23 protein-coding genes are annotated in these 23164 nt (G+C 61.3%); 13 read left to right on the plus strand and 10 right to left on the minus strand.

Translation table 11 applies throughout. The annotated features are described in order from the left end of the window. Positions 1-10 precede the first annotated feature (10 nt). The 6 genes from AC27VO_RS00270 (at position 11) to AC27VO_RS00295 (ending at position 5364) form a co-directional block, all read left to right on the plus strand. Positions 11-967, plus strand: a complete 957-nt coding sequence (locus tag AC27VO_RS00270; protein ID WP_488664711.1) for a type II secretion system F family protein — start codon at positions 11-13, stop codon at positions 965-967. An 11-nt stretch (positions 968-978) separates the two neighbouring features. Next, positions 979-1875 (plus strand): tetratricopeptide repeat protein, encoded by an 897-nt coding sequence (locus AC27VO_RS00275; RefSeq protein WP_488664712.1) that lies wholly within the window; start codon positions 979-981, stop codon positions 1873-1875. Continuing rightward, positions 1872-2204 (plus strand): DUF3613 domain-containing protein, encoded by a 333-nt coding sequence (locus tag AC27VO_RS00280; RefSeq protein ID WP_488664713.1) that lies wholly within the window; start codon positions 1872-1874, stop codon positions 2202-2204. Before AC27VO_RS00275 ends, AC27VO_RS00280 begins: the two co-directional genes overlap by 4 nt. Before the next feature lie 17 nt (positions 2205-2221). Continuing rightward, the gene (locus tag AC27VO_RS00285; RefSeq protein WP_488664714.1) at positions 2222-2719 is read left to right on the plus strand and encodes a TadE/TadG family type IV pilus assembly protein; all 498 of its coding nucleotides are present in this window, start codon (positions 2222-2224) and stop codon (positions 2717-2719) included. Position 2720: 1 nt separating this feature from the next. Beyond that, positions 2721-3173 (plus strand): TadE/TadG family type IV pilus assembly protein, encoded by a 453-nt coding sequence (locus tag AC27VO_RS00290; RefSeq protein ID WP_488664715.1) that lies wholly within the window; start codon positions 2721-2723, stop codon positions 3171-3173. Between the two features lie 64 nt (positions 3174-3237). Next, the gene (locus AC27VO_RS00295; protein WP_488664716.1) at positions 3238-5364 is read left to right on the plus strand and encodes a TadG family pilus assembly protein; all 2127 of its coding nucleotides are present in this window, start codon (positions 3238-3240) and stop codon (positions 5362-5364) included. A 42-nt stretch (positions 5365-5406) separates the two neighbouring features. On the opposite strand, the gene AC27VO_RS00300 is transcribed toward AC27VO_RS00295, so the two are convergent. The 8 genes from AC27VO_RS00300 to apaG all read right to left on the minus strand — a co-directional run bounded on the left by AC27VO_RS00300 (position 5407) and on the right by apaG (position 14039). Then, the gene (locus AC27VO_RS00300; protein ID WP_488664717.1) at positions 5407-5898 is read right to left on the minus strand and encodes a CinA family protein; all 492 of its coding nucleotides are present in this window, start codon (positions 5896-5898) and stop codon (positions 5407-5409) included. Between the two features lie 22 nt (positions 5899-5920). Further along, the gene (locus AC27VO_RS00305) at positions 5921-7480 is read right to left on the minus strand and encodes a DUF4139 domain-containing protein (protein ID WP_488664718.1); all 1560 of its coding nucleotides are present in this window, start codon (positions 7478-7480) and stop codon (positions 5921-5923) included. A 12-nt stretch (positions 7481-7492) separates the two neighbouring features. Next, entirely contained in the window at positions 7493-8104 is a 612-nt protein-coding gene (locus AC27VO_RS00310; RefSeq protein WP_488664719.1) for a phosphatidylglycerophosphatase A family protein, read from the minus strand. A 32-nt stretch (positions 8105-8136) separates the two neighbouring features. After that, positions 8137-9105 (minus strand): thiamine-phosphate kinase, encoded by a 969-nt coding sequence (gene thiL / locus AC27VO_RS00315; RefSeq protein ID WP_488664720.1) that lies wholly within the window; start codon positions 9103-9105, stop codon positions 8137-8139. 103 nt (positions 9106-9208) lie between these two features. After that, entirely contained in the window at positions 9209-10333 is a 1125-nt protein-coding gene (locus AC27VO_RS00320; protein WP_488664721.1) for a YbdK family carboxylate-amine ligase, read from the minus strand. A 2-nt stretch (positions 10334-10335) separates the two neighbouring features. Continuing rightward, entirely contained in the window at positions 10336-11586 is a 1251-nt protein-coding gene (locus AC27VO_RS00325) for a cation:proton antiporter (RefSeq protein WP_488664722.1), read from the minus strand. Between the two features lie 71 nt (positions 11587-11657). Beyond that, positions 11658-13622, minus strand: coding sequence for a site-specific recombinase (locus tag AC27VO_RS00330; RefSeq protein ID WP_488664723.1), 1965 nt, complete (start codon positions 13620-13622; stop codon positions 11658-11660). Beyond that, a complete protein-coding gene (gene apaG / locus AC27VO_RS00335; protein WP_488664724.1) occupies positions 13623-14039 on the minus strand; it encodes a Co2+/Mg2+ efflux protein ApaG in 417 nt (138 codons plus the stop codon). A gap of 30 nt (positions 14040-14069) precedes the next feature. On the opposite strand from apaG, the gene rpe reads away from it, so the two are divergent. Together rpe and AC27VO_RS00345 are read left to right on the plus strand one after the other, a co-directional pair. Further along, on the plus strand, positions 14070-14753 hold the full coding sequence (gene rpe / locus AC27VO_RS00340; protein ID WP_488664725.1) for a ribulose-phosphate 3-epimerase: 684 nt from the start codon (positions 14070-14072) through the stop codon (positions 14751-14753). 117 nt (positions 14754-14870) lie between these two features. Further along, a complete protein-coding gene (locus tag AC27VO_RS00345; RefSeq protein WP_488664726.1) occupies positions 14871-15599 on the plus strand; it encodes a phosphoglycolate phosphatase in 729 nt (242 codons plus the stop codon). A gap of 65 nt (positions 15600-15664) precedes the next feature. Here AC27VO_RS00345 and AC27VO_RS00350 read toward each other — a convergent pair whose 3' ends face one another. Together AC27VO_RS00350 and AC27VO_RS00355 are read right to left on the minus strand one after the other, a co-directional pair. Beyond that, positions 15665-17365: a methyl-accepting chemotaxis protein gene (locus AC27VO_RS00350; protein ID WP_488664727.1), complete on the minus strand. Its 1701-nt coding sequence runs from the start codon at positions 17363-17365 to the stop codon at positions 15665-15667. A 196-nt stretch (positions 17366-17561) separates the two neighbouring features. Continuing rightward, positions 17562-18188, minus strand: coding sequence for a chalcone isomerase family protein (locus AC27VO_RS00355; protein WP_488664728.1), 627 nt, complete (start codon positions 18186-18188; stop codon positions 17562-17564). A 409-nt stretch (positions 18189-18597) separates the two neighbouring features. Between AC27VO_RS00355 and trpE the strand changes: the two genes are divergently transcribed. The 5 genes from trpE (at position 18598) to trpC (ending at position 23075) form a co-directional block, all read left to right on the plus strand. Beyond that, on the plus strand, positions 18598-20097 hold the full coding sequence (gene trpE, locus AC27VO_RS00360) for an anthranilate synthase component I (RefSeq protein WP_488664729.1): 1500 nt from the start codon (positions 18598-18600) through the stop codon (positions 20095-20097). Then, entirely contained in the window at positions 20094-20444 is a 351-nt protein-coding gene (locus AC27VO_RS00365; protein ID WP_488664730.1) for a chorismate mutase, read from the plus strand. The genes trpE and AC27VO_RS00365 overlap by 4 nt, the downstream gene beginning before the upstream one ends. Beyond that, complete coding sequence (locus AC27VO_RS00370) at positions 20441-21022, plus strand: anthranilate synthase component II (RefSeq protein ID WP_488664731.1); 582 nt, start codon at positions 20441-20443, stop codon at positions 21020-21022. Before AC27VO_RS00365 ends, AC27VO_RS00370 begins: the two co-directional genes overlap by 4 nt. 150 nt (positions 21023-21172) lie before the next feature. Further along, a complete protein-coding gene (gene trpD, locus AC27VO_RS00375; RefSeq protein WP_488664732.1) occupies positions 21173-22207 on the plus strand; it encodes an anthranilate phosphoribosyltransferase in 1035 nt (344 codons plus the stop codon). Positions 22208-22274: 67 nt separating this feature from the next. Next, a complete protein-coding gene (gene trpC, locus AC27VO_RS00380; RefSeq protein WP_488664733.1) occupies positions 22275-23075 on the plus strand; it encodes an indole-3-glycerol phosphate synthase TrpC in 801 nt (266 codons plus the stop codon). Positions 23076-23164 lie beyond the last annotated feature (89 nt).

The raw sequence follows: 23164 nt of genomic DNA on the forward strand, positions 1-23164 counted from the left end.
GTGCCACGTCATGACAGCTTCACAGATTTTGATATTCAGTTTGTGCTTGGGGGCGGTGAGCATCGGTTTATGGAGTGCTACGCTGGTCTGGCGAGTCTGGCGCTCCGAAAAGGCCGGTGTGCACCTGGAAGGCGCTTTGAAGGGGCATGCTGAAGATCGGGCGCGGGCAAGCTTGTCACCAGCGGCGGACGCCTCGCTGAATTCAAGAGATGCGTCTGAAGACCTTGGTCAGGCACTTCCCACATGGTTCAACGGTCGATGGATACGCCCGTTGCTGGCTGATGAAGATCGCGTGTTGCTCGATCAGGCGGGAATTGGTTTGGCAGAAGGTGCGCCTGTCTATGTGGTGAGTCGCGTGATTCTGGCTGGGCTGCTGCCGCTCGTGGCTATGAATTTCATGCATTTGCATGGCATGAAAACGCTGATGGCAGTGTTTTTTGGCATTGCATTGGGGCTGATGCTGCCAAAGTGGATTGTTCAGTCCATGGCCAAAAAACGGCGTAGACGGATCGGCGAAGAGTTGCCCTTGTTTGTGGATATGTTGCGCCTGCTGCAAGGCGTGGGCTTGAGTGTCGACCAGAGCCTGCATATTTTGGCCCATGAGTTTGGCCGTGTACTCAAAGTGATTGGCTTTGAACTTGGGTTGGCAAACCGCCTTTACGCCACAGGCCGAAGCCGTGAGCAGTCTTTCCAGCGCCTGATCGCTTTGAGTGGTGATGAAGACATGGTCGCTGTCGTGAACTTGCTGGTGCAGGTGGATAAGCATGGCGGTGCGGTGCAAGAGCCTTTAGCGCAATTTGCACAGCGACTGCGTGAGAGGCGCCAGGCGGAGTTCAAAGAAAAAATTGGAAAAATCACGGTAAAGATGACGGCCGTCATGGTGCTCACGTTATTGCCCGCCTTGATCGTGATTACGGCGGGGCCGGGTTTTATGGCTGTGATGCGCTCTTTGTCCAGCATCAAGTAAAGGACATCTCTATGCAAACTTGGCTCAAGGGTTTGATGTGGCAGCGGTGCTTGGTTTTGATGGCTGTGCTGATGGCTGGCTGTGCATCTAAGGGGCCGCAGGGCTATGGGGTGTCAAAGAGCACCGCATCAATGGCGCAAGCACAGCTTGCGTTGGCAGAGCAATCGACGCAAGTGGATACCGCAAGCACCTATCTTGGATTGATTGAGCAAATGCAGCAGGCGGGGCATTGGTACGCATCATTGGCTCACACGGAGGCGTTTGAGGCGCAGCACGGGCAGTCACCGGAGGTGCAGTTGCTGCGGGCTGATGCATTGCGCAATACACAACAATATGACGCTGCCAAGAAGATCTACATGTCGTTGCTGACAGCGCCGCAAGCATCGCGGGCATATCGTGGAATGGGGTTGCTGGAAGCCAGCCAAGGGCATTACGAAGCAGCACTACGTGCTTTAGAACAGGCACGCAAGTTGAACCCCATAGATGCCAATACGCTGAGCGATATGGGGTATGCCTATATGCGCAGTGGGCAGCTTGATCAAGCCCATGTACCTGTGATGCAGGCGGCACAGTTGGCGCCGACGAACCCTCGTGTGCAACTGAATTTGGCACTCTATTGGTTAGCCAGTGGGGCAGATGATTTAGGTTGGCAGTTGCTTCAGAAATTGCAACAGCCTCAACCGAAGGGCGCACGTCCTGTCATTAACCAAGATGCTGTGCGCAGCTTGCAAGAGCAACTGGTGATTGTGAAAAGTGCGGTGCAGGCACGCAGCGGCCGTGTTCCCCAAGAGAGCACAGATGATTCGGTTGGGCAAGTGGTCAGGGTGAGTTCTGTGGTGGTAGAGCCCGTCCCACGTGCTGTGTTTGCTGCTGACCAGACGCCCTCATTGTCCAAGGATGCGCCATGAAAAAATCAAGTTTGCGTATGTTGCTCGTTTTTGCATTTTTTGCACCCGTTGGCAGTGGCACATGGGCTGAGGAGACTGCGTCTCCCAGTGCCATTGCATACCAAGGCCAAGCGATGGCGCAGACTCCCGCTGCGGGAGGTGGAGTCCAAAAGGGGTTTGTGATTGGCCTTTCCACGGAAAGGCTCTTGGCGCTGCAGCGCACGAGCGCGCCTTCCAGGCCTCGGACGATCGATGCGGATCAAGCATCTCGCAGTTATGAGCGCTATCTGAAAAGTTTTGAGTACCCGATTCCCGAAAAATTCGAGACAGGGACGGAAACCAAGAAATAGCATGCTTTCGCAGTGATATGAAACACAAGAAAAACATGCCTCGTGCAGCACAACAACATGGCGTTTATGCCGTGGAGTGGGCGATTGTGTTTCCCGTTTTTTTCATGCTGATTTATGCACTTGTCAGCTTTGGCCTGGCATTTCTTGTGCGTGAGTCCATGCAATCTGCCGTAGAGGATGGGGCGAGGGCAGCACTGCGCTATCAACCCACGCGTGAGCAGCGATTGCTGCAGGTGAAAAACGTGGTGCAGCAGAACTTAAGCTGGTTGCCCGCAACCTTGAGGCCGAAGGGGGACGATATCCAGGTGACGGTGTGCCGGTTGAATCAGGCCATGGCATGTGATGCCAATTTGCTCTGTGGTGTTGATTTGGAGAGCCGGTGCTTGGTCAATGTGCAGCTGGAAATACCGTATGGCAAACAGGCACTGGCGCCCGCCATTCCAGGGCTTGGCGTGCTGGTCCCTGATGTGTTGGCCGCCGGAGCCAGTGTGCTGGCTGACCAAGGGGGGCTTTGACATGGTGTGCTCCGCAGCCCATCGTGGCAACGCCGCTGTCCAGTACGGAGTCGCAGCGGTCGAATTTGCACTGTCATTGACGGTGATGCTGTTGTTTCTGGGGGGCGTTTCTATCTACTGGAGTCTGCTGCAGACACAGCAAAGCTTGGCGCGTGCGACTGGCGATGGTGCACGCATGCTGCAGGAACTCTCGTTGGGCGCATTCTCCGCACTGGATCCGAGCAAAGCAGCAGGCAAGGCAGCCATCCAGCAGAAGGTGGCGCTGACGGTGCGGCAAAGCCTGCATGGCTCTGGACTGAGTTCAGCCAATCAGGCGCAGGTGAATATCGTCTGGAGTGCTTCCCAGGCCGCATTGCAGGTGGACTATCCCTATGATTTTTTAGGGAACATCTTCCCACGTGTTGCATCCCCAAAAAGTCTGCAGGCCACAGCCACGGTCAACCTGAGCCCGTAGTCGTGAGGTGAACGAGATGTGCCAGTCCCCATGTGTAAATCGACGACAACGCGGCAGTGTGCTGGTGCAGTTTGCTTTGCTGTTGGGCGTCATCGTGGCCATTCTGGGCGTGATCGATCTCGGCTATATGTTCTATGCCAAACGAGAGTTGCAACGCATTGCGGACCTGTCGGCTTTGCATGCAGTGCAGTACATCGACTTCACGGAGACCGGGAGCAAGCGAGCGATTCCTTGTGAAAAAGCCGGTGAGAGCAGTGTGAATGCCAATTGGCCCGCATCAGGTCCGATCGTTGTCATTTCCAAAGTCGTGACCTGTGGTGAATGGAGTGCCAGCTTGTATTCGGCGCCACAGCATTTTCAAGCGTCCTCTGGCGAAGTAAACGCTGCACGGGTGGTGCTGGAGGGGCGGTCACCGACGTTTTTCCCTGGCACATGGCGGCGCGAAATCGGCGCGCAAGCGATTGCCAAACGTGGCGAGCCGCTGGCGGTTTTTTCTGTGGGCAGCAAGTTGCTGGCGGTTGGTTGCCGCCAAGAGCTGGCGCCTTTGGTGCAGTTGCTGAAAGTGGTGGGTGTGGGTAACCCGTGCGTGACGGTGAATGGTTATGACGGCTTGGCAACTGCCACAGTTTCAGCCAGTGGCTTATTGAAAGCGCTGGGCTTGCCTCTGGATGCAGATTTGTCAGTGCTGGATGTTAATAATTTGCTGATGGCAGAAAAAGTGTCACTGGGCGCCATCTTGGATGCCGCGGCAACGTTGGGCGGGCACAGTGAGCTGCTGGGCCTGAACGCCGAGGTGTTGCGCGTGTTGGGGCTTCAGCTGGGTATTGATGCCCTGAACCTAGAGGTGCCGCTGGGGTCTGGCCCAGGTGGGCCGGGTATCTTTGCCAGCATCCATGCGCCCGATGGCGCCACAGCCTCCGCATTGGATGTGCAGGTTGGAGTGCTGGACATCATCACGGCCGCAGTGGGGGTAGGAACGACGGGGCGAGGCCTTTCCATTCCGGGCCTGTCAGTGCAAATTCCTGGGATCTTGCCCAATCTTTTGCAGGTCAAAGCGGGCATTACAGAGCCACCATCGATTGCGATTGGTGGCGTGGGTGCTACGGCCTATAACGCACAGATACGTCTTTATATCGATGTAGATACCAGTGGCGGTGTGTTGGGGGGCTTGCTGCAGTTGCTGGGCACCAAAATCAAGTTGCCCATCTTCATTGATGTGACGCGTGCCAAAGCAACGCTGAATGCACTGTCCTGCAAGGTGCCACTCAAAGACAGCACAGCGCAGCTTCAGGTGGATGCGTCGATTGCGCAAGCTTGCATTGGCAAGGTGACTGGCGATCCATTCTCGACGCGCACTCCCATTTGTGAGTCCATCCAGAAAGAAACGTTGATCAGTGCACTGGGGCTGATCAAAATTCACAACAAAATCAGTATTGATGCACTGGAAAACAGTTATCAGTCCCCTCCGATAGTGGCTGGAGAGACATGGACCACGCCAGGGAACAGTCTGAACTTAGGCACCACCTTGGCGAACTTGATCAATGAGTTGCTCAGGCTTTTGGGGGAGTTGCTGGGGGCCCCTTCAGGAGGAAGCTGGAGTGCTGCAGAAAATGCGGCATCTGCCCAGAAAATGGCGAGTTACTACTTGGGATTGGGTAGTCCCAGCCATCCGAGTAGCGCGCTTCCTGTCAACCAGTATGGGGTTCTTGCACCCAAAGGCGCTTATGACATCAACAAGCTGAGCGATCGATTGAAAGCTGACATTGATCGAAACTCTCAATCTTGTTTGTTGGTGATTTGCTGGAATACCAATGCATGGGACCGCTGGGTTGACCAAGTGCAAACGGGGCACGTAAACGGCGTGGGTGATGCGTTGGGAGGCCGGGGGTGTCTGGGTGCGACGCCGGAAGGTGGTGTGGTCGCAGGCGTTGGTGGTGCAGACAATATAGCGAGCTTCAACAGCTGTATTCGGCGTGAACTTGCAGATGCATTGCTGGAAGCACCGAATGCCAAACCGAATTACTTGCAGGTGCTGTTGAGCCCGCTGACTACGCTTTTGCAGAAACTCTTAGACCCCATTGGCAACCTTTTGGCGGGGCCGATATTGCGTGATGTACTGGGTATTGAGCTGGGGCTCAACGATGTGCACGTGACATCGGTGGGCTGTGGCGGTGGCCAGTTGGTGTACTGATGGCGGGCGCCTCAAGGGCCACGTTGTCGCCGCGCCATCGTTTTAGTGGAGCAGCTGCAGCAGACGCTGCAGGGCATGGCGGGTTGTTTGATCGCGCACCGCATGGCGATCGCCGGACCACTGCACGCACGCGGTTTGGGTCGTGGTACCTACGGTCCATCCAAACCATACCGTCCCCACAGGCTTTTCCGGGCTGCCGCCGCTGGGGCCCGCAATGCCCGTAACCGCCAGTGCCACATGGGCCTGGGAGTTGGCCGCAGCCCCTGCCGCCATGGCGGCAGCGACTTCCTGACTTACCGCGCCGTGCTGCGCAATCAAGGCAGCAGGCACACCCAGCATGTCTGTTTTGGCTGCATTGGAATAGGTGACAAAGCCGCGGTCAAACCATTCGCTGGAGCCTGGCAGATCAGTGCAAGCCGCAGCAATCATGCCGCCGGTGCAGCTCTCGGCAGTTGCTAGCAACCAGCCGCGCTGGCGCAGGCGGTCCGCCAGTTGCTGAACCAGTTGCGGCAAAGGCATCGCAGGCTGTGGCATAGATCGGCCTTTCGTTCCGCCGTCAGCGGCGTTCGCGCAGCTTCATGTCTTGCGGCCAAGAGATGGTGTGGCTGCTGGAAAAACGCTGGGTCGTTGCGGGGGGCAATGTTGCTTCCCATAAGACGGCACCGGTTTGCGCATTCCACGATGTATTGCTGGGTTGTGGGCTGTAGCGTGATTCCACCCGAATGTCCGCTTGTTCCGCGACGGGAGCTGCATCCAGCACCTGCAGCTGAATGGGGCTGCGGTGGTTGTTGCGCACCTCCCAGGCATTGCTTTCTACGCGTTCCTGGCGCTGCCCCATCAGGCCTGCGGAGCCACGCTGGGTTTCTGCGGGCAGTGCGCGCACCACCACACGTTCATCTTTGCCAAAGCCGAGGCCGTTTTGTGCCACGGCCTGTGCATCCAAGCGGCTGGCGCCTGCATACGCACCATCACGGTACAGGCGCAGTGGGCCGCTGGGCCATATGCCATCGGGCAGCTCAAAGCTGGCGATCAAGTAGGCGCTGGGGTCGATCGCCGGGGTCGTGCGTACCACCAAGCGTGCGTCCAGTTGCTGTTGACCTAGGCTCAGGGACAGCTGCTCTGCGTTGGAGGGGATGACCATGCGCTGCGGCAGCGTGAACGTGGTGGCATGACTGCCTTCAAACACGCTGGCATCAAAGTGGGGTTCTGCGCCCGCTGCAGCGCTGCGTGCTGTGCGCGCGACGGGGGCTGCTGCAGGAGCGGGCATGCGCAACTCTGCGGCAGTGTTGCGTGCCACGGGCGTTGCTTCGGCAATGCGCCAGGGCCGTGGCAGCGGGCTGTTGGCGGCGGCGTTCGGTTGTCCGGTCGACAGCACCAGCGTCACATCGCGCCAGTCTTCGCCGGTGTTCTGGCTAACTTGTGCGGTGCGCTCCAGCGTGATCTTTTGTGGTTCGACCTGCAAGGTAGCCCGGTAGCCCGGTTGCCAGCTGGGGCCGCGGACCTGGTAGCTCAGTGCCAGATCACCACCCTGAGGTGCTGCAAGGGTGATCTGCACGGTGCTGACCATGGCATCGTCGCCGCCGGTGCGTTGCTGGTCTGCCAGCAAGGGGGCCAGCTGGCTTTGCAGCGCTTCTTGTGCACGGCTGATGGCGTGTTGGCGCTGTGCCACGGTTTGGCCGGTGCGGCGCAGCGCATCGGCGGTGGCGGCGATGTGTGTGGCGCTGATCGGTTGCTCAAAACGGTTCAGCCATGCACCGGCGTGCTCAAGGCCTTGTGCCTCGGCTTGTAGCGTTGCAATCTGGTCTTCCAGCTCCCGAATTTTGCTGGGCTGGCCTTGCGCACAGTGGGTTTGCAGCGCACGTGGCTGCTGGCGCACGGCGATCTCGCCCACCGCAATCCCTGTGCTGGTGTGCACTTGCAGGGTTTGGGCATCCAGCCCTGCGGGTAGGCAGGTGAAGGTGGCTTGTTGTGCGCCCGCTGGCAGCCGCATGGCGCGCTCAATCGAAGCACTGCCCGGATACACCGTCACTTGGGTGATGCCTGAGGTCTGGGCATGGGATGCACCCACACCACAGATCAGAACAGACAAGAGCAAAGGTGTGCGGGGCAGGTGCATCGGGCGGAGTCCTTACAGAAAGAGGTGGCGCCACAGCGCCATGACCAGCAGCGTGCAGAACGCAGCCACTAGGTCGTCGAACATGATGCCCCAGCCACCTCGCCAGCCAAAGCCTTTGAACAGGCGGTCGGCCCACTTCACGGGCTGGGGTTTGACGGCATCAAAGAAACGGAACAGGGCAAAAGCGATGAGCTGGCCCCAGAACCCCATGGGCATGGTCAGCCACAGAATGATCCACAGTGCCACCACTTCATCCCAGACGATGTGGCCGGGGTCTGGCACACGCATGTGGCGCGCAGTGACGGTGCACGCCCACCAGCCCACGGGAATGCTGGCGGCAATCAGCCAGCCCATTTGGGGTGGTGTCAGCCACAGCTGCAGCACCAGATAAGCCAGCCAGGCCCACAGGGTGCCAACGGTGCCAGGCGCCACACGGCCCAGGCCAGAGCCAAAACCCAGTGCAATCAGGTGGGCCGGGTGCTGCAGCATGAAGCGCAACGTGGGGCGCACGGGCTGCCCGGCGTGACGACGGTGGGCGGCAGAGGCCGCAGCAGCGTCTGGGGATGCGGTGGTGTTGTCGAATTCGGTGGAGCGCTTGGGCTCCACGTCAGTGATAGGTTCCATGTGGGGATTGTAGAAGTCGACCCGGGCGTGCTTCAGGCGAAGTGGTCAAAGCCGGCAAAGCGCAGCGGCAGTTGCTGGCCGCCGGGCGCCATCACGCGGATACCGCGCTCAGCTTCAATGCGGCCAATGCAGGTGATGGGCACCCCGGCTTGTGTGGCGGCTTCGCGCACGGCGGCCTGGGCACTGCTGGGGGCGGTAAAGCACAGCTCGTAGTCGTCGCCACCGGCGAGGGTGCAGGCATCGATGCGGCTCATGGCCAGCGCGGCCATCAGAGGGTGGCGGCGGGCCTGCATCAGGCTGCGGGTGATGTTGGCATCAATGCGCGCGCCGACGTGGCTGGCGTCCAGAATGTGGGTCAGATCGCCCAGCAGGCCATCGCTGATGTCCAGGCAGCTGCTGGCTACGCCGCGCAGCGCCAGGCCCAGTGCGACGCGGGGTGTGGGTTGTTCCAGGCGCTGGCGGGCCTGCGCCAGTACGGCGGGGGGCAGGGCATGCTGGCGCAGCAGGGCGTCCAGGGCGATGCGGGCATCGCCCAAGGCGCCACTGACCCAGATGTCATCGTCCACCTGGGCGCCGCTGCGCAGCAGCGCCTGTCCGGCGGGTACTTCGCCAAACACGGTGATGCAGATGTTCAGCGGGCCTTGGGTGGTGTCGCCGCCGACCAGTTCGCAGTCGTGCTGGTCGGCCAGCGCAAACAGGCCTTCGGCAAAGGCCTGGCACCAGTTGGTGTCGGCGCGGGGCATGGACAGGGCCAGGGTAAAGGCCAATGGTCGGGCGCCGCTGGCGGCCAGGTCGCTGAGGTTGACGGCCAGGGCTTTGTGGCCCAGCAGCTGGGGCTGGACATCCGCCAGAAAGTGACGGCCTTCCACCAGCATGTCGGTGGAGACTGCCAGTTGCATGCCCGGCGCGGGGGCCAGCAGCGCGCAGTCGTCGCCCACGCCCAGTGGAGAGCGGCGCACGGGGCGCTGGAAGAATTTACGGATGAGTTCGAATTCGCCCATGATAAAAAAGTAGCAGTTAGCGCTGGTGTTTAAAGCATTTCAGATGCAATTGGTGCTGAAGTGATTGTTCTACAAGCGCTAGCAGCTATGCTTTTCGTAAGGTTTAAGCGGCGGCGCTGCGAAAGCGCCGGGCCGCCTGCCGCGTGACTTCGCCCAGCAGCTGTTCTTTGGCCTGGCGCTCGCGCAGCCACCGTGCATCATTGTGACTGCTTGCCACGTCGTTGCGAAGGGTCTGCAGCGCCGACGCCGCGCCGTGGCGCGTGGCATAGGGCGTGAGCTGGTCGAGGGTGTGCTGAATGTGCTCCGACAGCGGCATGTGCTGGCCGCTGCCAGGGTCGACATACACCGCATCCAGCCCGAAGCGGCAGGCCTGGAAGCGGTTGTAGGTGTAGACGAGGTAGTCGTCCTCCTGCGGTGTGAAGGGCTGGGTGTCCAGAAACCAGGCCGCCAGTGCCTGCACATAGCCAGCCAGCGCTGCAGCGCGTTCAATGGTCAGCGGGGTGTCGAACACGCGGATTTCGATGGTGCCGAACTCCGGCTTGGGGCGGATGTCCCAGTAAAAGTCCTTCATGCTCTTGACCACGCCGGTGGCGGTCATCTTGGTGAAGTAGGTCTCAAACTCCGCCCACGTCAGCACACAGGGCGCACGGCCAGACAGCGGAAAGGCAAACACCGAGTTCAGCCGTGCGGAGTCAAACGCTGTGTCTTGCCCCTGCACGTAGGGGCTGGAGGCCGACAGCGCAATGAAATGCGGGATGTAGCGGCTCATGCGGTGCAGCATCAGCAGCGCCGCATCGGCATCCGGGCAGCCAATGTGCACGTGCTGGCCAAAGATGGTGAATTGCTTGCTCAGGTAGCCGTACAGGGCCGACAGCTCATGGAAACGCGCCTTGTCGTAGATGCGCTGCTGGTGCCACTGCTGGAAAGGGTGGGTGCCGCCACCGACCACGGCGATGTTGAGCTTGTCGGCGCTTTTGACCAGCGCATCACGGATGGGGGTGAGCTGGCTGAGGACTTCGGCCGGGCTGTGGCAGATGCCAGTCGAAATCTCGATCATGCTGCTGGTCATCTCCGGCACCACGCTGCCGGGCAGCTGGTGCTTGTCCATCAGGCGCAGCATGTCGGTGGCGTAGGGGGCCAGATCGTAGTCGTTGGTGTTGACGAGCTGTAGCTCCAGCTCCACGCCCAGGGTCAGCGGTTCGGAGTGTTGAAAGGCTTGCAAAGTCATCGTCATCCTCCCTGTGGGGGTTGGGGCGCCGCTGTGTTTTGCGGCTGGCTGCTGGCTTCCCCTGCGCGGCGCAAGGCCAGGGTGGCCAGCACGGCGCCCAGCAGTTCCAGCAGCAAAATGGCGGGCAAGGCCGTGCCTGCAATGGCCTGTGCCGCCTCGGGCGCGGCCTGCGCAAACTGCGAGGTAATCAAGAGCGCCACGGCCGACATGGGTGCCATGGCACAAGCCACCCACACGGCCTGGCGCCAGCTGGCGCCGGTGCCGATATTGCCCAGCCCCACGCCCACGGCCTTGGCCAGCAAACGTGTCACCATCAGGGCCAGCACTGCGATGGCGACGGCACCGCTCCACGAGGCCTGCGCCGCCGTCGTCGACACCAGCACAAACATCAGCATGGTCAGCAGTGAGGATGCCGTGCCCAGCTGCCGTGGCCAGGCCCAGGGGCGCTGGTGCAGCTGCTTGAGCAGCATGCCGCCCAGCAGCGCGGCCAAGGGTGCCGAGCCGCCCAGGTGCGCCGCAATGGCGCTGGCCGCCGCAATCAGCGCCAGCATGAGGATGGAGGTGTTCTCGCTGTTCGGGTTCATCCACTGCAGCGCCAGCCGCATGGCCAGACACAGCAGGGCGGCTACTGCGACGGAGACCCCCAGCACCACCAGCACGGGCGTGATGTCTGTCCACAGCGATTCCGAGGGGTGGGCGAAAATTTCGGCCTTGGCACTGCCCAGCGTGAGCGCGTACAGGGTCGAGAGTGTGGCCAGCGCCATGACCCGGTCGGTCACCGGGCCGGCAGCGCGCGTGTCGTTGATCACACGGGCCAGCACCACCGGGGAGGCCGCCATGGCAATCAAGGCCAGGGGCGTGGCCGTGGCCGCAGGCATCTCCAGCCAGCGCAGGCTCCCGTACACAGCGGCATAGGTCAGTCCGGCCTCCAGCAGGCTTTGCACCAGCACCATGGGGTTGTGGCGGAACCAGCGCAGCGTGATGCGCCCGCCGCATTCAAACAGCACAATGGCCACCCCCAGCTCCAGCAGAAACAAGGCGGGGCCTTGCAGCGGCCACGGTGTGGCGCTGAAGCCCAGAAAGCCCGCTAGCGTGCCGACGGCCGCGTAGCCCAGTACTTTGGGCATCTTCAGGTGGCGCTGGAACATATAGCCAACCAGCGAAGCCACCGCCAGCAGCAGCGACCACTGCAGGGTGTCAAAGCCGGCGGAGGGTTTGAGCCATTGGGCCCAGAAGCTGGGATCTTGGGTCATGCCGTCATCCTTCTCGGTGTCTCCTTGAATCGGAGCAGCGCAAGCGCTGGATGGGCACCGCCTGAGATCGCTCAGGGCTTGAAGAAACTCAGAGGCCGTTTGCGCAGACGGTGGCGAATGGCAGCGTAGATGCGTGAGCGCTCCACGCCAGTGATGTTGTGGGCGCGCAGTGCCATGCGGAAAGCCAGGTAAAAGCTGACCATCACATTGATGGCGCCATTGAAGGGCAGCATGGCTACGGCCCACCAGAAGGCGTCGTCATGAATCATGGACCACCCGAAGGTGGCACCGGCAACGCCCAGCTGGCCTGAGGACAGTGTGACATGTCGCACTTCCAGGCCCAAGCCGAAAAACCCTGCAATCGCAGGCGCAAGCCCCAACATCAAGCCCAGCGAAATATTGGCCGCGAACCCGGAGATGTTGTTGCGCCAGAAAATGCTCCAGCGCTTGGCGCGGTGGCTGCCCAGCAGACCTGTGATGGCCGGGTTGTAGCGCATGGCCGAGTCCAGCCGGTTGAGCACAAACCAGTTTTCGGCCCAGCCGGCGATCAGGCTGCTCAAAAACAGCAGCACGCCGGTGAAGGCCGCAAACAGCACAGAGGGGCCAAGCAGGCTCAGCGAGTCCAGCACGTGGACGGCGTGCACTTCATCCAGCGGCGGTGAGCCAAAAGCGTACTGGTAGAGCAGGGCCAGCCCGAGGGCTGCGGGAAAGACGATCAGCACATTGCCCAAGATGGCGGCCACCTGGGTGCGCGTCAGGTTGGCCACTTCGTCCACAAACCGCTCTACTGCGCCTTGCTCATTAATGTCCTTGAGCCGTGAGGCCATGGCCGGCGCCGTCATGGCGGGCTGTTTGGTGGCCACGGTGAAGTGCAGCAGCTGAATCAGCACAAAGCTGATGGCGTAGTTGATCCCTGCCCAGAAACCGCCCCAGAATGCAGAAAACGCCAGCGCTGCCAGGCCAAACTTCAGCATGGTGGTGACCGACATCAGCAGTCCGCCGCCCGCCGCCTGGCGCACCATCTGCAGGTATTCCGTGCCGTTGCGGGTGATGTAGTGCTCGCCCGTTTCGGCGCTGCGCTCGGTCACCTTGGCCGCCAGCAGCGAGGTGTTGTTGGAGATCAGCGAGCGCAGGCTGCGCCGGTCGCGCCCCACGCTCACAAACCCGGCCAGCAGGCGCATGGCTTCTTGCTCGGGGTGTTCGCTGGTCAGGCAGTCCAGCAACTGGCGGATGCGCACGATGCGCGTGCGCAGCTGGCGCACGCGAAACACCAGGCCGACGGAGATGCCGTCGTCACCAAAGTGGTTGTAGACCGAACCAATGGCGGCGCGGCAGGCGTCCAGGCGCTCGCGCAGGCGGCGCTCGGCCTCCAGCAGGCGCTCGGGAGTGCGCAGGCCATGCAGCACCTCCACGCGCAGGCTTTCCACATCGCGGATCAGGTCGTGAAAAGGCCGTTGCTCGCGCGTTTCTTCGCTCATGCGCAGGCGCAACTCGGGGGCAAAACCATTGGCCAGAATTTGCCCGGCGCAGTAGGTGATGGCGTTGAGCAGCGCATGCTGCCAAAAACCGGCGCCCTGTCCGTCCGCAGGTGCCAGCAAAGTGGCTAGGCGCTGCAGCAGAGGTTCGGGCAGTGCCGTCAGCCAGCGGGCATCAAACTCGCTGGGCATGGCAATGCCAAACAGCTCGGAGGCATCGATGGTCTCGGGGGTGCCCGGCAGCAGCTTGTTGCGAATGCGCTCGGACAACTCGTTGATCATGGCGGTGCGCGGTGCAAAGCCAAAGTCTGCGAGCAAGGTGGTGATGTCGACGTGCGCCGTGAAGGCCTGCCACCAGGCCTGCAGGCGCTGGTGCGCGGCGGCATCGTTTTCAAAGGCGCTGATCAAGGCCTCGAAGCGCGTGAGCGCTACCTCGATGGAGGGCTGGGCGGCGCGCACCCACTCCAGCACGTGGATGAGCCACAGGTGGCGTTCCGCAATGTCGGCTGAGGGATCCAGCTCGCTCAGCAATCGGGGCAGGTCGTAGGCTTGACGGGGCATTCAGTGCAGGGTGCGTGATGAGGGCAGGTGCAGCGCATCGGCGTTGTCCGATACGTGCTCAATATCCAGGGTGAACGGGGCAATGGCCGCGTCAAAGGTTTCACCGGATTCGGTGACGCACAGATAGTGCCCCTGCATGCTACCCGTCGGGGTGCGCAGCTCACAGCCGCTGCTGTAAGTGAAGCTTTCTCCGGGCTGCAGCAGTGGCTGGCGGCCGACCACGCCCAGGCCGTGCACTTCCTGCAGGGTGTCGGCGGCATCGGTGATCAGCCAGTGGCGTGCCACCAACTGGGCAGCGACCTGCCCCGTGTTGGTGACGGTGATCGTGTAGGCGAAGCGATACAGCCCGGACAGCTGCTGGGATTGCTCCGCGTCATAGTGGGCGTGGGCCTCGACCTGAAACTCATACATCGGCATGTGGCTATGGTAACTGCGACAATTGGCCGTATGAACCCCACGTACCGCATTGCCCCCTCCATCCTGTCCGCCGACTTCGCCCGTCTGGGCGAGGAAGTGTGCAACGTCATTGCCTCTGGCGCAGACTGGATTCACTTCGACGTGATGGACAACCACTACGTCCCCAATCTGACGTTTGGCCCCATGATTTGTCAGGCTTTGAAGCCCCACGCTGTCACGCCCGAAGGCAAGCCCGTGCCGATCGATGTGCACCTGATGGTGCAGCCCGTGGACGAGCTGGCCACCGCCTTTGCCAAGGCCGGTGCGGACTACATCAGCTTTCACCCCGATGCCTCGCAGCACGTGCACCGCAGCATCCAGAACATCAAGAGCCAGGGCTGCAAGGCCGGCCTGACGTTCAACCCCGCCATGCCCCTGGACGTGCTGGACTGGGTGATCGAAGACCTGGACCTGATCTTGCTGATGAGCGTGAACCCCGGCTTCGGTGGTCAAAGCTTTATTGATAGCACGCTGCGTAAGATTGAAGCGGTTCGCAAGCGTATTGATGCCTGCGGAAAAGACATCCGCCTGGAAGTGGATGGCGGCATCAAGGAAGGCAATATCCGCGCGGTGGCGAACGCTGGTGCCGACACCTTTGTGGCAGGCAGCGCCATTTTTGGCAAGCCCGACTACAAGGCCGTGATTGACACCATGCGTGCCAATCTGGCGGTCTGAGCGCAGACGGCGGACAGAGAACGCGAAGGCCTGCCATGCAGGCCTTTTTTATAAGTATTTTTGGCTTTTAGCGTAGAGTTCAAAAGCGCTGACAGCTATGAATTTTGGAGAAATTTTGTGGCGCTGAATGTAGCTTGGGTGGAGGGGGGTAAGACGTGGGCCTTGGATGCTGCCATCGTCGATCTGGACGGCACCATGGTGGACACCATGGGCGACTTTGCGGCCGCCATTGAGCGCATGCTGGTGGATTTGGCCCTGCCACCGCTGGATGCCGCCGCGATTGAACACATGGTCGGCAAGGGTACCGAGCACTTGCTGCGCTGTGTGCTGGCCGTGGTGCTGCAGCCCGCTTATCCCGAAGAAGCCGCGCGTGCCCAGCAGGCGCAGGCACTGTTCCCTCAGGCGTTGGAGCGGTATATGCACCACTACATCGCCATCAACGGCCAGCATTCCAGGGTGTACGACGGTGTGTTGTCAGGCCTGGCAGCGCTGAAGGCCGCTGGCCTGCGCCTGGCGTGCGTGACCAACAAGCCCCTGGCTTTCACGCCGCCTTTGCTGGCCGCCAAAGGGCTGGATGGCCTGTTTGAGCAGGTGTTCGGTGGTGACTCTTTTGCGCGCAAAAAGCCCGATCCCATGCCCTTGCTCAAGACCTGTGAGGCGCTGGGCACGCTGCCAGCCCGCACCTTGATGATTGGCGACTCCAGCAACGATGCCCAGGCCGCCCGCGCGGCAGGCTGCCCGGTGGTGCTGGTCACCTATGGCTACAACCACGGCCAGCCCGTGCAGGCGGTGAATGCCGATGGTTTTGTAGACAGCATTGCGCAGCTGCGTAGCAGCGCGGATTGATGCTGCAAAAAATCCAGTAAAAAGCCCCGCAATGCGGTGCCTGGCGTGCGCAGTGTGCTCTGGTTTTAGCTGTGCAACTGTTCCGGCGCGCGGCGTGGTGCGCTGGCGCGTGCCGGTGGCGCGGCAATGGCTGCGGGCAGGGTCTGCAGCACCGGGGCAGGCGCACGGCTTGTGCGCAGCGGGGCCGCAGTGGCTACGGCGGATGCCGCGTGCTGCGCCAGCTGAAAGACGGCCACGGCCTGCACCAGCTGTTCGGCCTGGCTTTGCAGGCTGACGGCCGCGGCTGCGCTTTGTTCCACCAGTGCAGCGTTTTGCTGGGTGTTCTGGTCCATGTGGGTCATGGCCTCGCCCACCTGGCTGACGCCGGTGCTTTGCTCGGCGCTGGCAGCGCTGATCTCGCCCACCATGTCGCTGACACGGCGAATGGCCGTCACCACCTCGGCCATGGTGGCGCCCGCCCGATCGACGAGGGTGGTGCCTTGCTCCACGCGCGTGACGCTGGTGGAAATCAGGGTTTTGATCTCCTTGGCGGCTTCTGCGCTGCGCTGTGCCAGGTTGCGCACCTCGCTGGCGACCACGGCAAAGCCTCGGCCTTGCTCGCCGGCCCGCGCGGCTTCCACGGCCGCGTTCAGTGCCAGGATGTTGGTCTGAAAGGCAATGCCGTCAATCACGCCAATGATGTCGGCGATGCGCTGGCTGGCTTCATGGATGCCGCGCATCGTGCTCACCACTTCTCCGACCACCTGGCCGCCCTGCTGCGCAACCTGGCTGGCACTGCTGGCCAGTTGATTGGCCTGGCGGGCGCTGTCGGCATTCTGGCGCACGGAGCTGCCAAATTCCTCCATGGAGGCGGCGGTTTGCTCCAGGGCGCTGGCCTGCTCTTCCGTGCGGATGGACAGGTCGTGGTTGCCCTGTGCAATTTCCTGGCTGGCCAAGGCCACGTGCTCTGCGCCATGGCGTACGTGCTGCACCATCTCGGCCACGCTGGCGCGCATGCCCTCCAGCCCTTGCAGCACGCTGTGTGTGCCGGGCGGTACAGCCAGCGGCGTGCTCAGGTCACCGCGGGCCATAGTCTGCGTCAGGGACAGCAGCGCAGCGGGCTCGGCGCCCAGCTGCTGCAAGATGCTGCGCGAGAGCACAAAACCCGCGCCCAGCAGCAGCGCGGTGACCAGAACCAGCTCGCCAATGACCCATTGCACGCGCCGGGCAAAGGCCGCGTGCACGGTGTCGATGTAAACGCCGGAACCGACCACCCAGCCCCAGGGTTGAAAGCCCATGACGTACGAGACTTTCTCCACGGGATCGTCGCTGCCGGGCATGGGCCACAGGTAGCGGTGGTAGCCAGCGCCGTCTTTTTTGACGATGTTGACGAAGTCCACAAACAGCTGGCGTCCCGTGGGGTCGCGGTTGTCGGTGACGTCTTGCCCATCCAGCTGTGGGCGTACGGCGTGCATCACCATGCGCGGGTGCATGTCGTTGACCCAGAAATACTCGTTGCCGCTGTAGCGCAGCTTGGCGAGGGCTTGCAGCGCGTTTTGCTGTGCCTGGGTGGTGCTGATCTCGCCTTGGGTTTCCAGCGCGTGGTAGTGCTGCAGCAGGCCGTGCGCAATTTCCACGGTTTGCCGCACGGCGTTTTGGCGTTCCTGGGTCAGCATGGCGCGCTCGGAATAGCTGAAGCCCAGTGCCGTGCCCAGGATCAGCAAGGTGGCCAAGGCCACCAGCGCTCCCAAGCGGCGTGAGACGGTGATGTGATGAAGCAGGGGCATGAAGGCTCTCCAGGTGCGCAGGGTCTAGGCGGTCAGGTCCGGCGCGCGCCAAAGCGGAGCCGTGATAGCGCACTGTGTGGGGTGGCAGGCGCTGCGTTTTTGCGCAGACGCAAAGTGCCGCGTTGCGGCATGTTTCAAAAAAACCAACAGGCCCGATGGGCCTGTTGAACGGTTCCGATGGGCGGTATGTAGGGGCCTAGCTGCGCTTGTCTCCCAGCATGGCTTGCTTGAGCTTGTTGTCCGCAGGCTTGGGGCCCAGCCAGATGCCCAGCAGCGCTTGGTAAAACTCAGGCTCGGAAAACTCCGTGGGCTCCGGCACGCCATTGATGCTGAGCACCATGCCCTTGCCAGGCATCCAGTCCAGCGTGAATTTGTCGCCGGTCTTGAGCTCTTTGTGGCGGTTGAAGACCTCGCTCATGCGCATCACGCCGGGGATGAGCTTGGAAAACTGCTGCTTGTCCATGTTGTCTTCCATGCCGTGTGCAAACAGCTTGCCCAGCTCGGAGGCATTGATGGCGCGCAGCATGGTCACGCTCACGCGTTTGCTGCCCGTCAGCTTGCCAATGTCTTCGAGGGAGCTGGCCGGCTTTTCCAGGTATAGCGCGGCGGCGTAGACCTTGAAGATGGCCTTGGTGCGAATGCCGGCACCGTTGCGCAGCAGTGTCTGGCCCTGTACTTCTACGGTTTTGGGGTAGCCCACCAGCTCATTGGGCTCTTCCGTTTGGGCCCAGCTGGGCAGGGACAGGGTGCCCAGCACGGCGATCAGGCCTGCTAGCGCTAAGCGCAGCAAGCGCAATGCAGGGGAGGTTGAGGCTGTCAGCATGGAGTCTCCTTGGCGATGGTTGCAATCGAACGATCGTGCTTTTTATGAGGGAAATTGTGGTGTGGGCACCGGCGCAAAACAAGATCCCTGCATCGGTTTGGCGGGAAAACCACCCTAGGAATAACACTGAAGCGCGCAGGCGCCGTGCCCCCGCAACAGTGGCTGTCGCGGGGCGTTGGTGCGATGCGCTACACTTGCCCACTATGTTCATTCACTACGTGTTCATCACAGGTTGCGCGGACCGGGGAGCCTGGCCCTGGCGTAAGCCTGCATCAATGACCGTGTAAAGCGCCCGGTGCATGGGCGCACCCTTGTCCGCCACAGCTGCGGACGGTTTGAATGAATCGCAGCGCCTGCCCGACCGATGACGACCTGCGCAGTGCGTTGCCCCGACTGGGAACCCTGCTCTGTGATTACAGAACTTGAATTCAAAAGCCTGGCCAGCGAAGGCTACAACCGCATTCCCCTGGTGACTGAGGCGTTCGCCGATCTGGAGACACCGCTGTCCCTGTATCTGAAGCTGGCCCACGCTGGCGGTGACGGCAAGCACAGTTTTTTGCTGGAATCAGTAGTGGGTGGTGAGCGCTTTGGCCGCTACAGTTTTATTGGTCTTCCCGCCCGTACTTGCTTGCGCGCCAGCGGTTTTGGTACCCAAGCCAAGACCGAGGTGGTGACCGATGGCAAGGTGGTGGAAAGCCATGCGGGCAATCCGCTGGACTTTATTGCCGCCTACCAGCAGCGCTTTAACGTGGCGCTGGTGCCCGGCCTGCCGCGTTTTTGCGGTGGCTTGGCGGGTTACTTTGGCTACGATGCGGTGCGCTACGTCGAGAAAAAGCTCGAAGCCTCCTGCCCGGTCGATACGCTGGGCACGCCCGACATCATGCTGCTGCTGTGCGAAGAGGTGGCGGTCATCGACAACCTCTCGGGCAAGCTGTATTTCATCGTCTATGTGAACCCGGCAGAGGCTGAGGCCTATAGCAAGGGCAAAAAGCGCATGCGCCAGCTCAAAGAGCAGCTGCGCTACTCGGTCAGCGTGCCGCAGATCAAGGGCGGTGACAGCCACCCGGCCGAGCGCAGTTTTGCCAAGGCCGACTACATCGCTGCCGTGGAGCAGGCCAAGGAGCTGATTGCTGCCGGTGAATTCATGCAGGTGCAAGTCGGCCAGCGCATTCAAAAGCGCTACACCGAATCCCCCCTGAGCCTGTACCGCGCGCTGCGCTCGCTCAACCCCTCGCCGTACATGTATTTCTACAACTTTGGCGACTTCCAGGTCGTGGGCTCCAGCCCCGAAATTCTGGTGCGCCAGGAGCAGGTAGAAGAGGGGCAGAAAATCACCATCCGCCCACTGGCCGGTACCCGCCCCCGGGGCGCTACGCCCGAAAAGGACAAGGCCACCGAGCTGGAACTGATGGCCGACCCCAAAGAGCGCGCCGAGCACGTGATGCTGATTGACCTGGCGCGCAACGACATCGGCCGCATTGCCAAGACGGGCAGCGTGAAAGTGACGGAGGCCTTTGTGGTGGAGCGCTACAGCCACGTGATGCACATCGTCAGCAACGTGGAAGGCATTTTGCAAGACGGCATGACCAGCATGGACGTGCTCAAGGCCACCTTCCCCGCGGGCACGCTCTCGGGCGCGCCCAAGGTGCATGCGATGGAGCTGATTGACCAGCTCGAACCCACCAAGCGCGGTATTTACGGTGGCGCCGTGGGTTACCTGAGCTTTGCGGGCCATATGGACATGGCGATTGCCATCCGCACCGGGGTCATCAAAGATGGCCACTTGTATGTGCAGGCCGCGGCCGGTGTGGTGGCCGATTCGGTGCCCGAGATGGAGTGGAGAGAAACCGAACACAAAGCTCGCGCCTTGTTGCGCGCTGCGGAACTGGTGGAAGAAGGGTTGGAATGATGCGAGCGATCGACAAAGTCAAAGACTGCCAGAGCATGCAAGAAGTGCGTGCGGGCGTGAATGCGCTGGACGACATCTTGGTGCCGCTGCTGGTGGAGCGCAGCGGCTATATGACGCAGGCCGCCAAGGTCAAAAACAACGAGCACCTGGTGCGCGATGAAGCGCGCATTCAGGCCATCGTGGACCGTGTGCGCCCGATGGCCGAAGCGCAAGGCGGCAGCCCCGAGCTGATCGAGCGCCTGTACCGCGCCATGATGGAGTGCTACATCGCCTACGAACACCAAGAGCTGGCGCGCCTGCGTGCGGCAGGCTTGCAAGCACAGAACAGCGAAGGAGCGCAGGTATGAAGCTCTTGATGATCGATAACTACGACAGCTTTACCTACAACATCGTCCAGTACTTTGGTGAGTTGGGGGCGCAGGTGACCGTGGTGCGCAACGACGAAATGTCGCTGGACGCCGTGATCGCTTTGGTGGCCGAACAAGGCATTGAACGTGTGGTGATTTCACCCGGCCCCAGTTCACCCAAAGAGGCGGGTATTTCGGTGCCGGCCATCCAGCACTTTGCGGGCAAGCTGCCGGTGCTGGGCGTGTGTCTGGGCCACCAGAGCATTGGCGCGGCGTTTGGTGGCGACATCATCCGCGCGGGCCAGCAAATGCACGGCAAAACCAGCGTCATCAGCACCGACCAAAAAGGCGTGTTTGCCGACTTGCCCGCGCAGTTCACGGTGAACCGCTACCACTCGCTGGTGATTGATAAAAAGACCATCCCGGATTGCCTGGAGATCACAGCCACCAGCGAAGACGGCGAGATCCAGGGCGTGCGCCACAAAACGCTGGCCGTGGAGGGCGTGCAGTTTCACCCCGAAAGCATCTTGACCGAACATGGCCACGCCATGCTCAAGAACTTTCTGGAGCAGAAATAAACGCCCCGCCGCAGTGCCTTGTGCAGTGCGGCTTTTGTTTTTAGGAGCTGCTAGCGCTTGTCATGCAAGGTTTTCAAAGCAATAACTACCTGAAAGACAGCAATAACAAGCGCCAGCAGCTTGCAATGCGATAGCAAAGGAATTCCAGTCATGAGCACGTTTACCGCCCAAGAAGCGCTGCAGCGCACCATCGAACACCGCGAAATCTTCCACGACGAAATGCTGGAGCTGATGCGCCAGATCATGCGTGGCGAACTCTCGCCCGTGATGACGGCGGCCATCGTTACCGGCCTGCGCGTGAAGAAGGAAACGATTGGCGAAATCTCTGCCGCCGCCGAGGTGATGCGTGAGTTTTCCAACAAGGTGCATGTGCACGACAAAGCCAATTTGGTGGACATCGTCGGCACTGGCGGCGATGGGGCCAACACCTTCAATATCTCCACGTGCAGCACCTTTGTGATTGCCGCTGCGGGCGGCAAAGTCAGCAAGCACGGCGGCCGCAGCGTGAGCAGCAAATCGGGCAGCGCGGATGCCATGGAAGCGCTGGGCGTGAATATCAACTTGAAGCCTGAGCAGATTGCCGATTGCATCCGTGATGTTGGGATCGGCTTCATGTTCGCCCCGAACCATCACCCTGCGATGAAGAACGTGGCGCCGGTGCGCAAAGAGCTGGGCGTGCGCACCATCTTCAACATCCTGGGGCCCCTGACCAACCCGGCATCGGCCCCCAACATCTTGATGGGCGTGTTCCACGAAGACTTGGTGGGCATCCAGGTGCGTGCGCTGCAGCGTTTGGGCGCCGAGCATGCCTTGGTGGTGTATGGCCGCGATGGCCTCGACGAAATCAGCCTGGGTGCCGGCACGCTGGTGGGCGAGCTGAAAGACGGCGTGGTGCGCGAATACGAAATCCACCCCGAAGACTTTGGCCTGCGCATGGCGGGCACGCGTGCGCTCAAAGTCGAAACGCCCGAAGAGTCCAAAGCCATGCTGATGGGCGTGCTGCAGGGCGAGCCAGGTCCGGCGCGCGACATCGTGTGCCTGAACGCCGGAGCCGCGCTGTACGCGGCCAATGTGGCCTCCAGCATCGCAGATGGATTGCAGCGCGCGCAGGCGGCGATTGACAGCGGCGCAGCGCTGAACAAGCTCAATGAATTGGTGGCCTATAGCGGCAAGCTCACGCCCTGAGCGGGCAGCGCCGACAATAGACTGCATTGCTGCACCCCGGTGCACGGCTCCAACCAGAAAGCACACCATGTCCGATATTCTGAAAAAAATCTGTGACGTCAAAGTCCAAGAAGTGGCTGCGGCCCAAAAAGCCATTCCGTTGACGGAAATGCGCCGCGATGCAGAAAGCCGTGTGTCCACGCGCGACTTTGAAGGTGCCATCCGCGCCAAAATCGCCAAAGGCCATGCGGGGGTGATCGCGGAAGTCAAAAAAGCCAGCCCCAGCCAAGGCGTGATCCGTTCGGACTTTGATCCGGTCGATATCGCCCAAAGCTATATGGTGGGCAACGGCAAGATCAGCGCGGCGTGCTTGTCGGTGTTGACCGATCGCCAGTTCTTTCAGGGCCAGCCTGACTTTTTGAAGCAAGCCCGCGCTAGCACACTGCTGCCGGTGCTGCGCAAAGACTTCATGGTCAACCCCTACCAAATCTACGAGTCGCGCGTGATGGGCGCCGATTGCGTGCTGCTGATTGCCGCGTGCCTGGAAGACAGCATGATGGTCGAGATGGAGCAAATCGCTCGCAGCTTGGACATGGCGGTGCTGGTGGAGGTGCATGACGGCGCTGAGCTGGAACGTGCCTTGAAGCTCAAAACCAAGTTGGTGGGTATCAACAACCGCAATCTGCGCACCTTCGAGGTGAATGTGCAGACCACGCTGGATCTGCAAAAAGAGGTGCCTGCCGATCGCTTGCTGGTGACCGAGTCGGGCATCCAGACCAAGGAAGACGTCAAGAAGCTGCGCGACGCGGGCATCCATGCCTTCTTGGTGGGTGAGACCTTCATGCGTGCGCCTGAGCCCGGCGAGGCGCTGGCCAAGCTGTTCGCCTGAAATTTGACGCATCGCGTGGACGGGTGCGCTGGTGATGCCCTAGAGCCGCTAGGTATGACCCGCCCCAGTTACGATCAAGGCAAGCGTTG

It is taken from the genome of Comamonas sp. 14P8.1.4, from assembly GCF_057799285.1.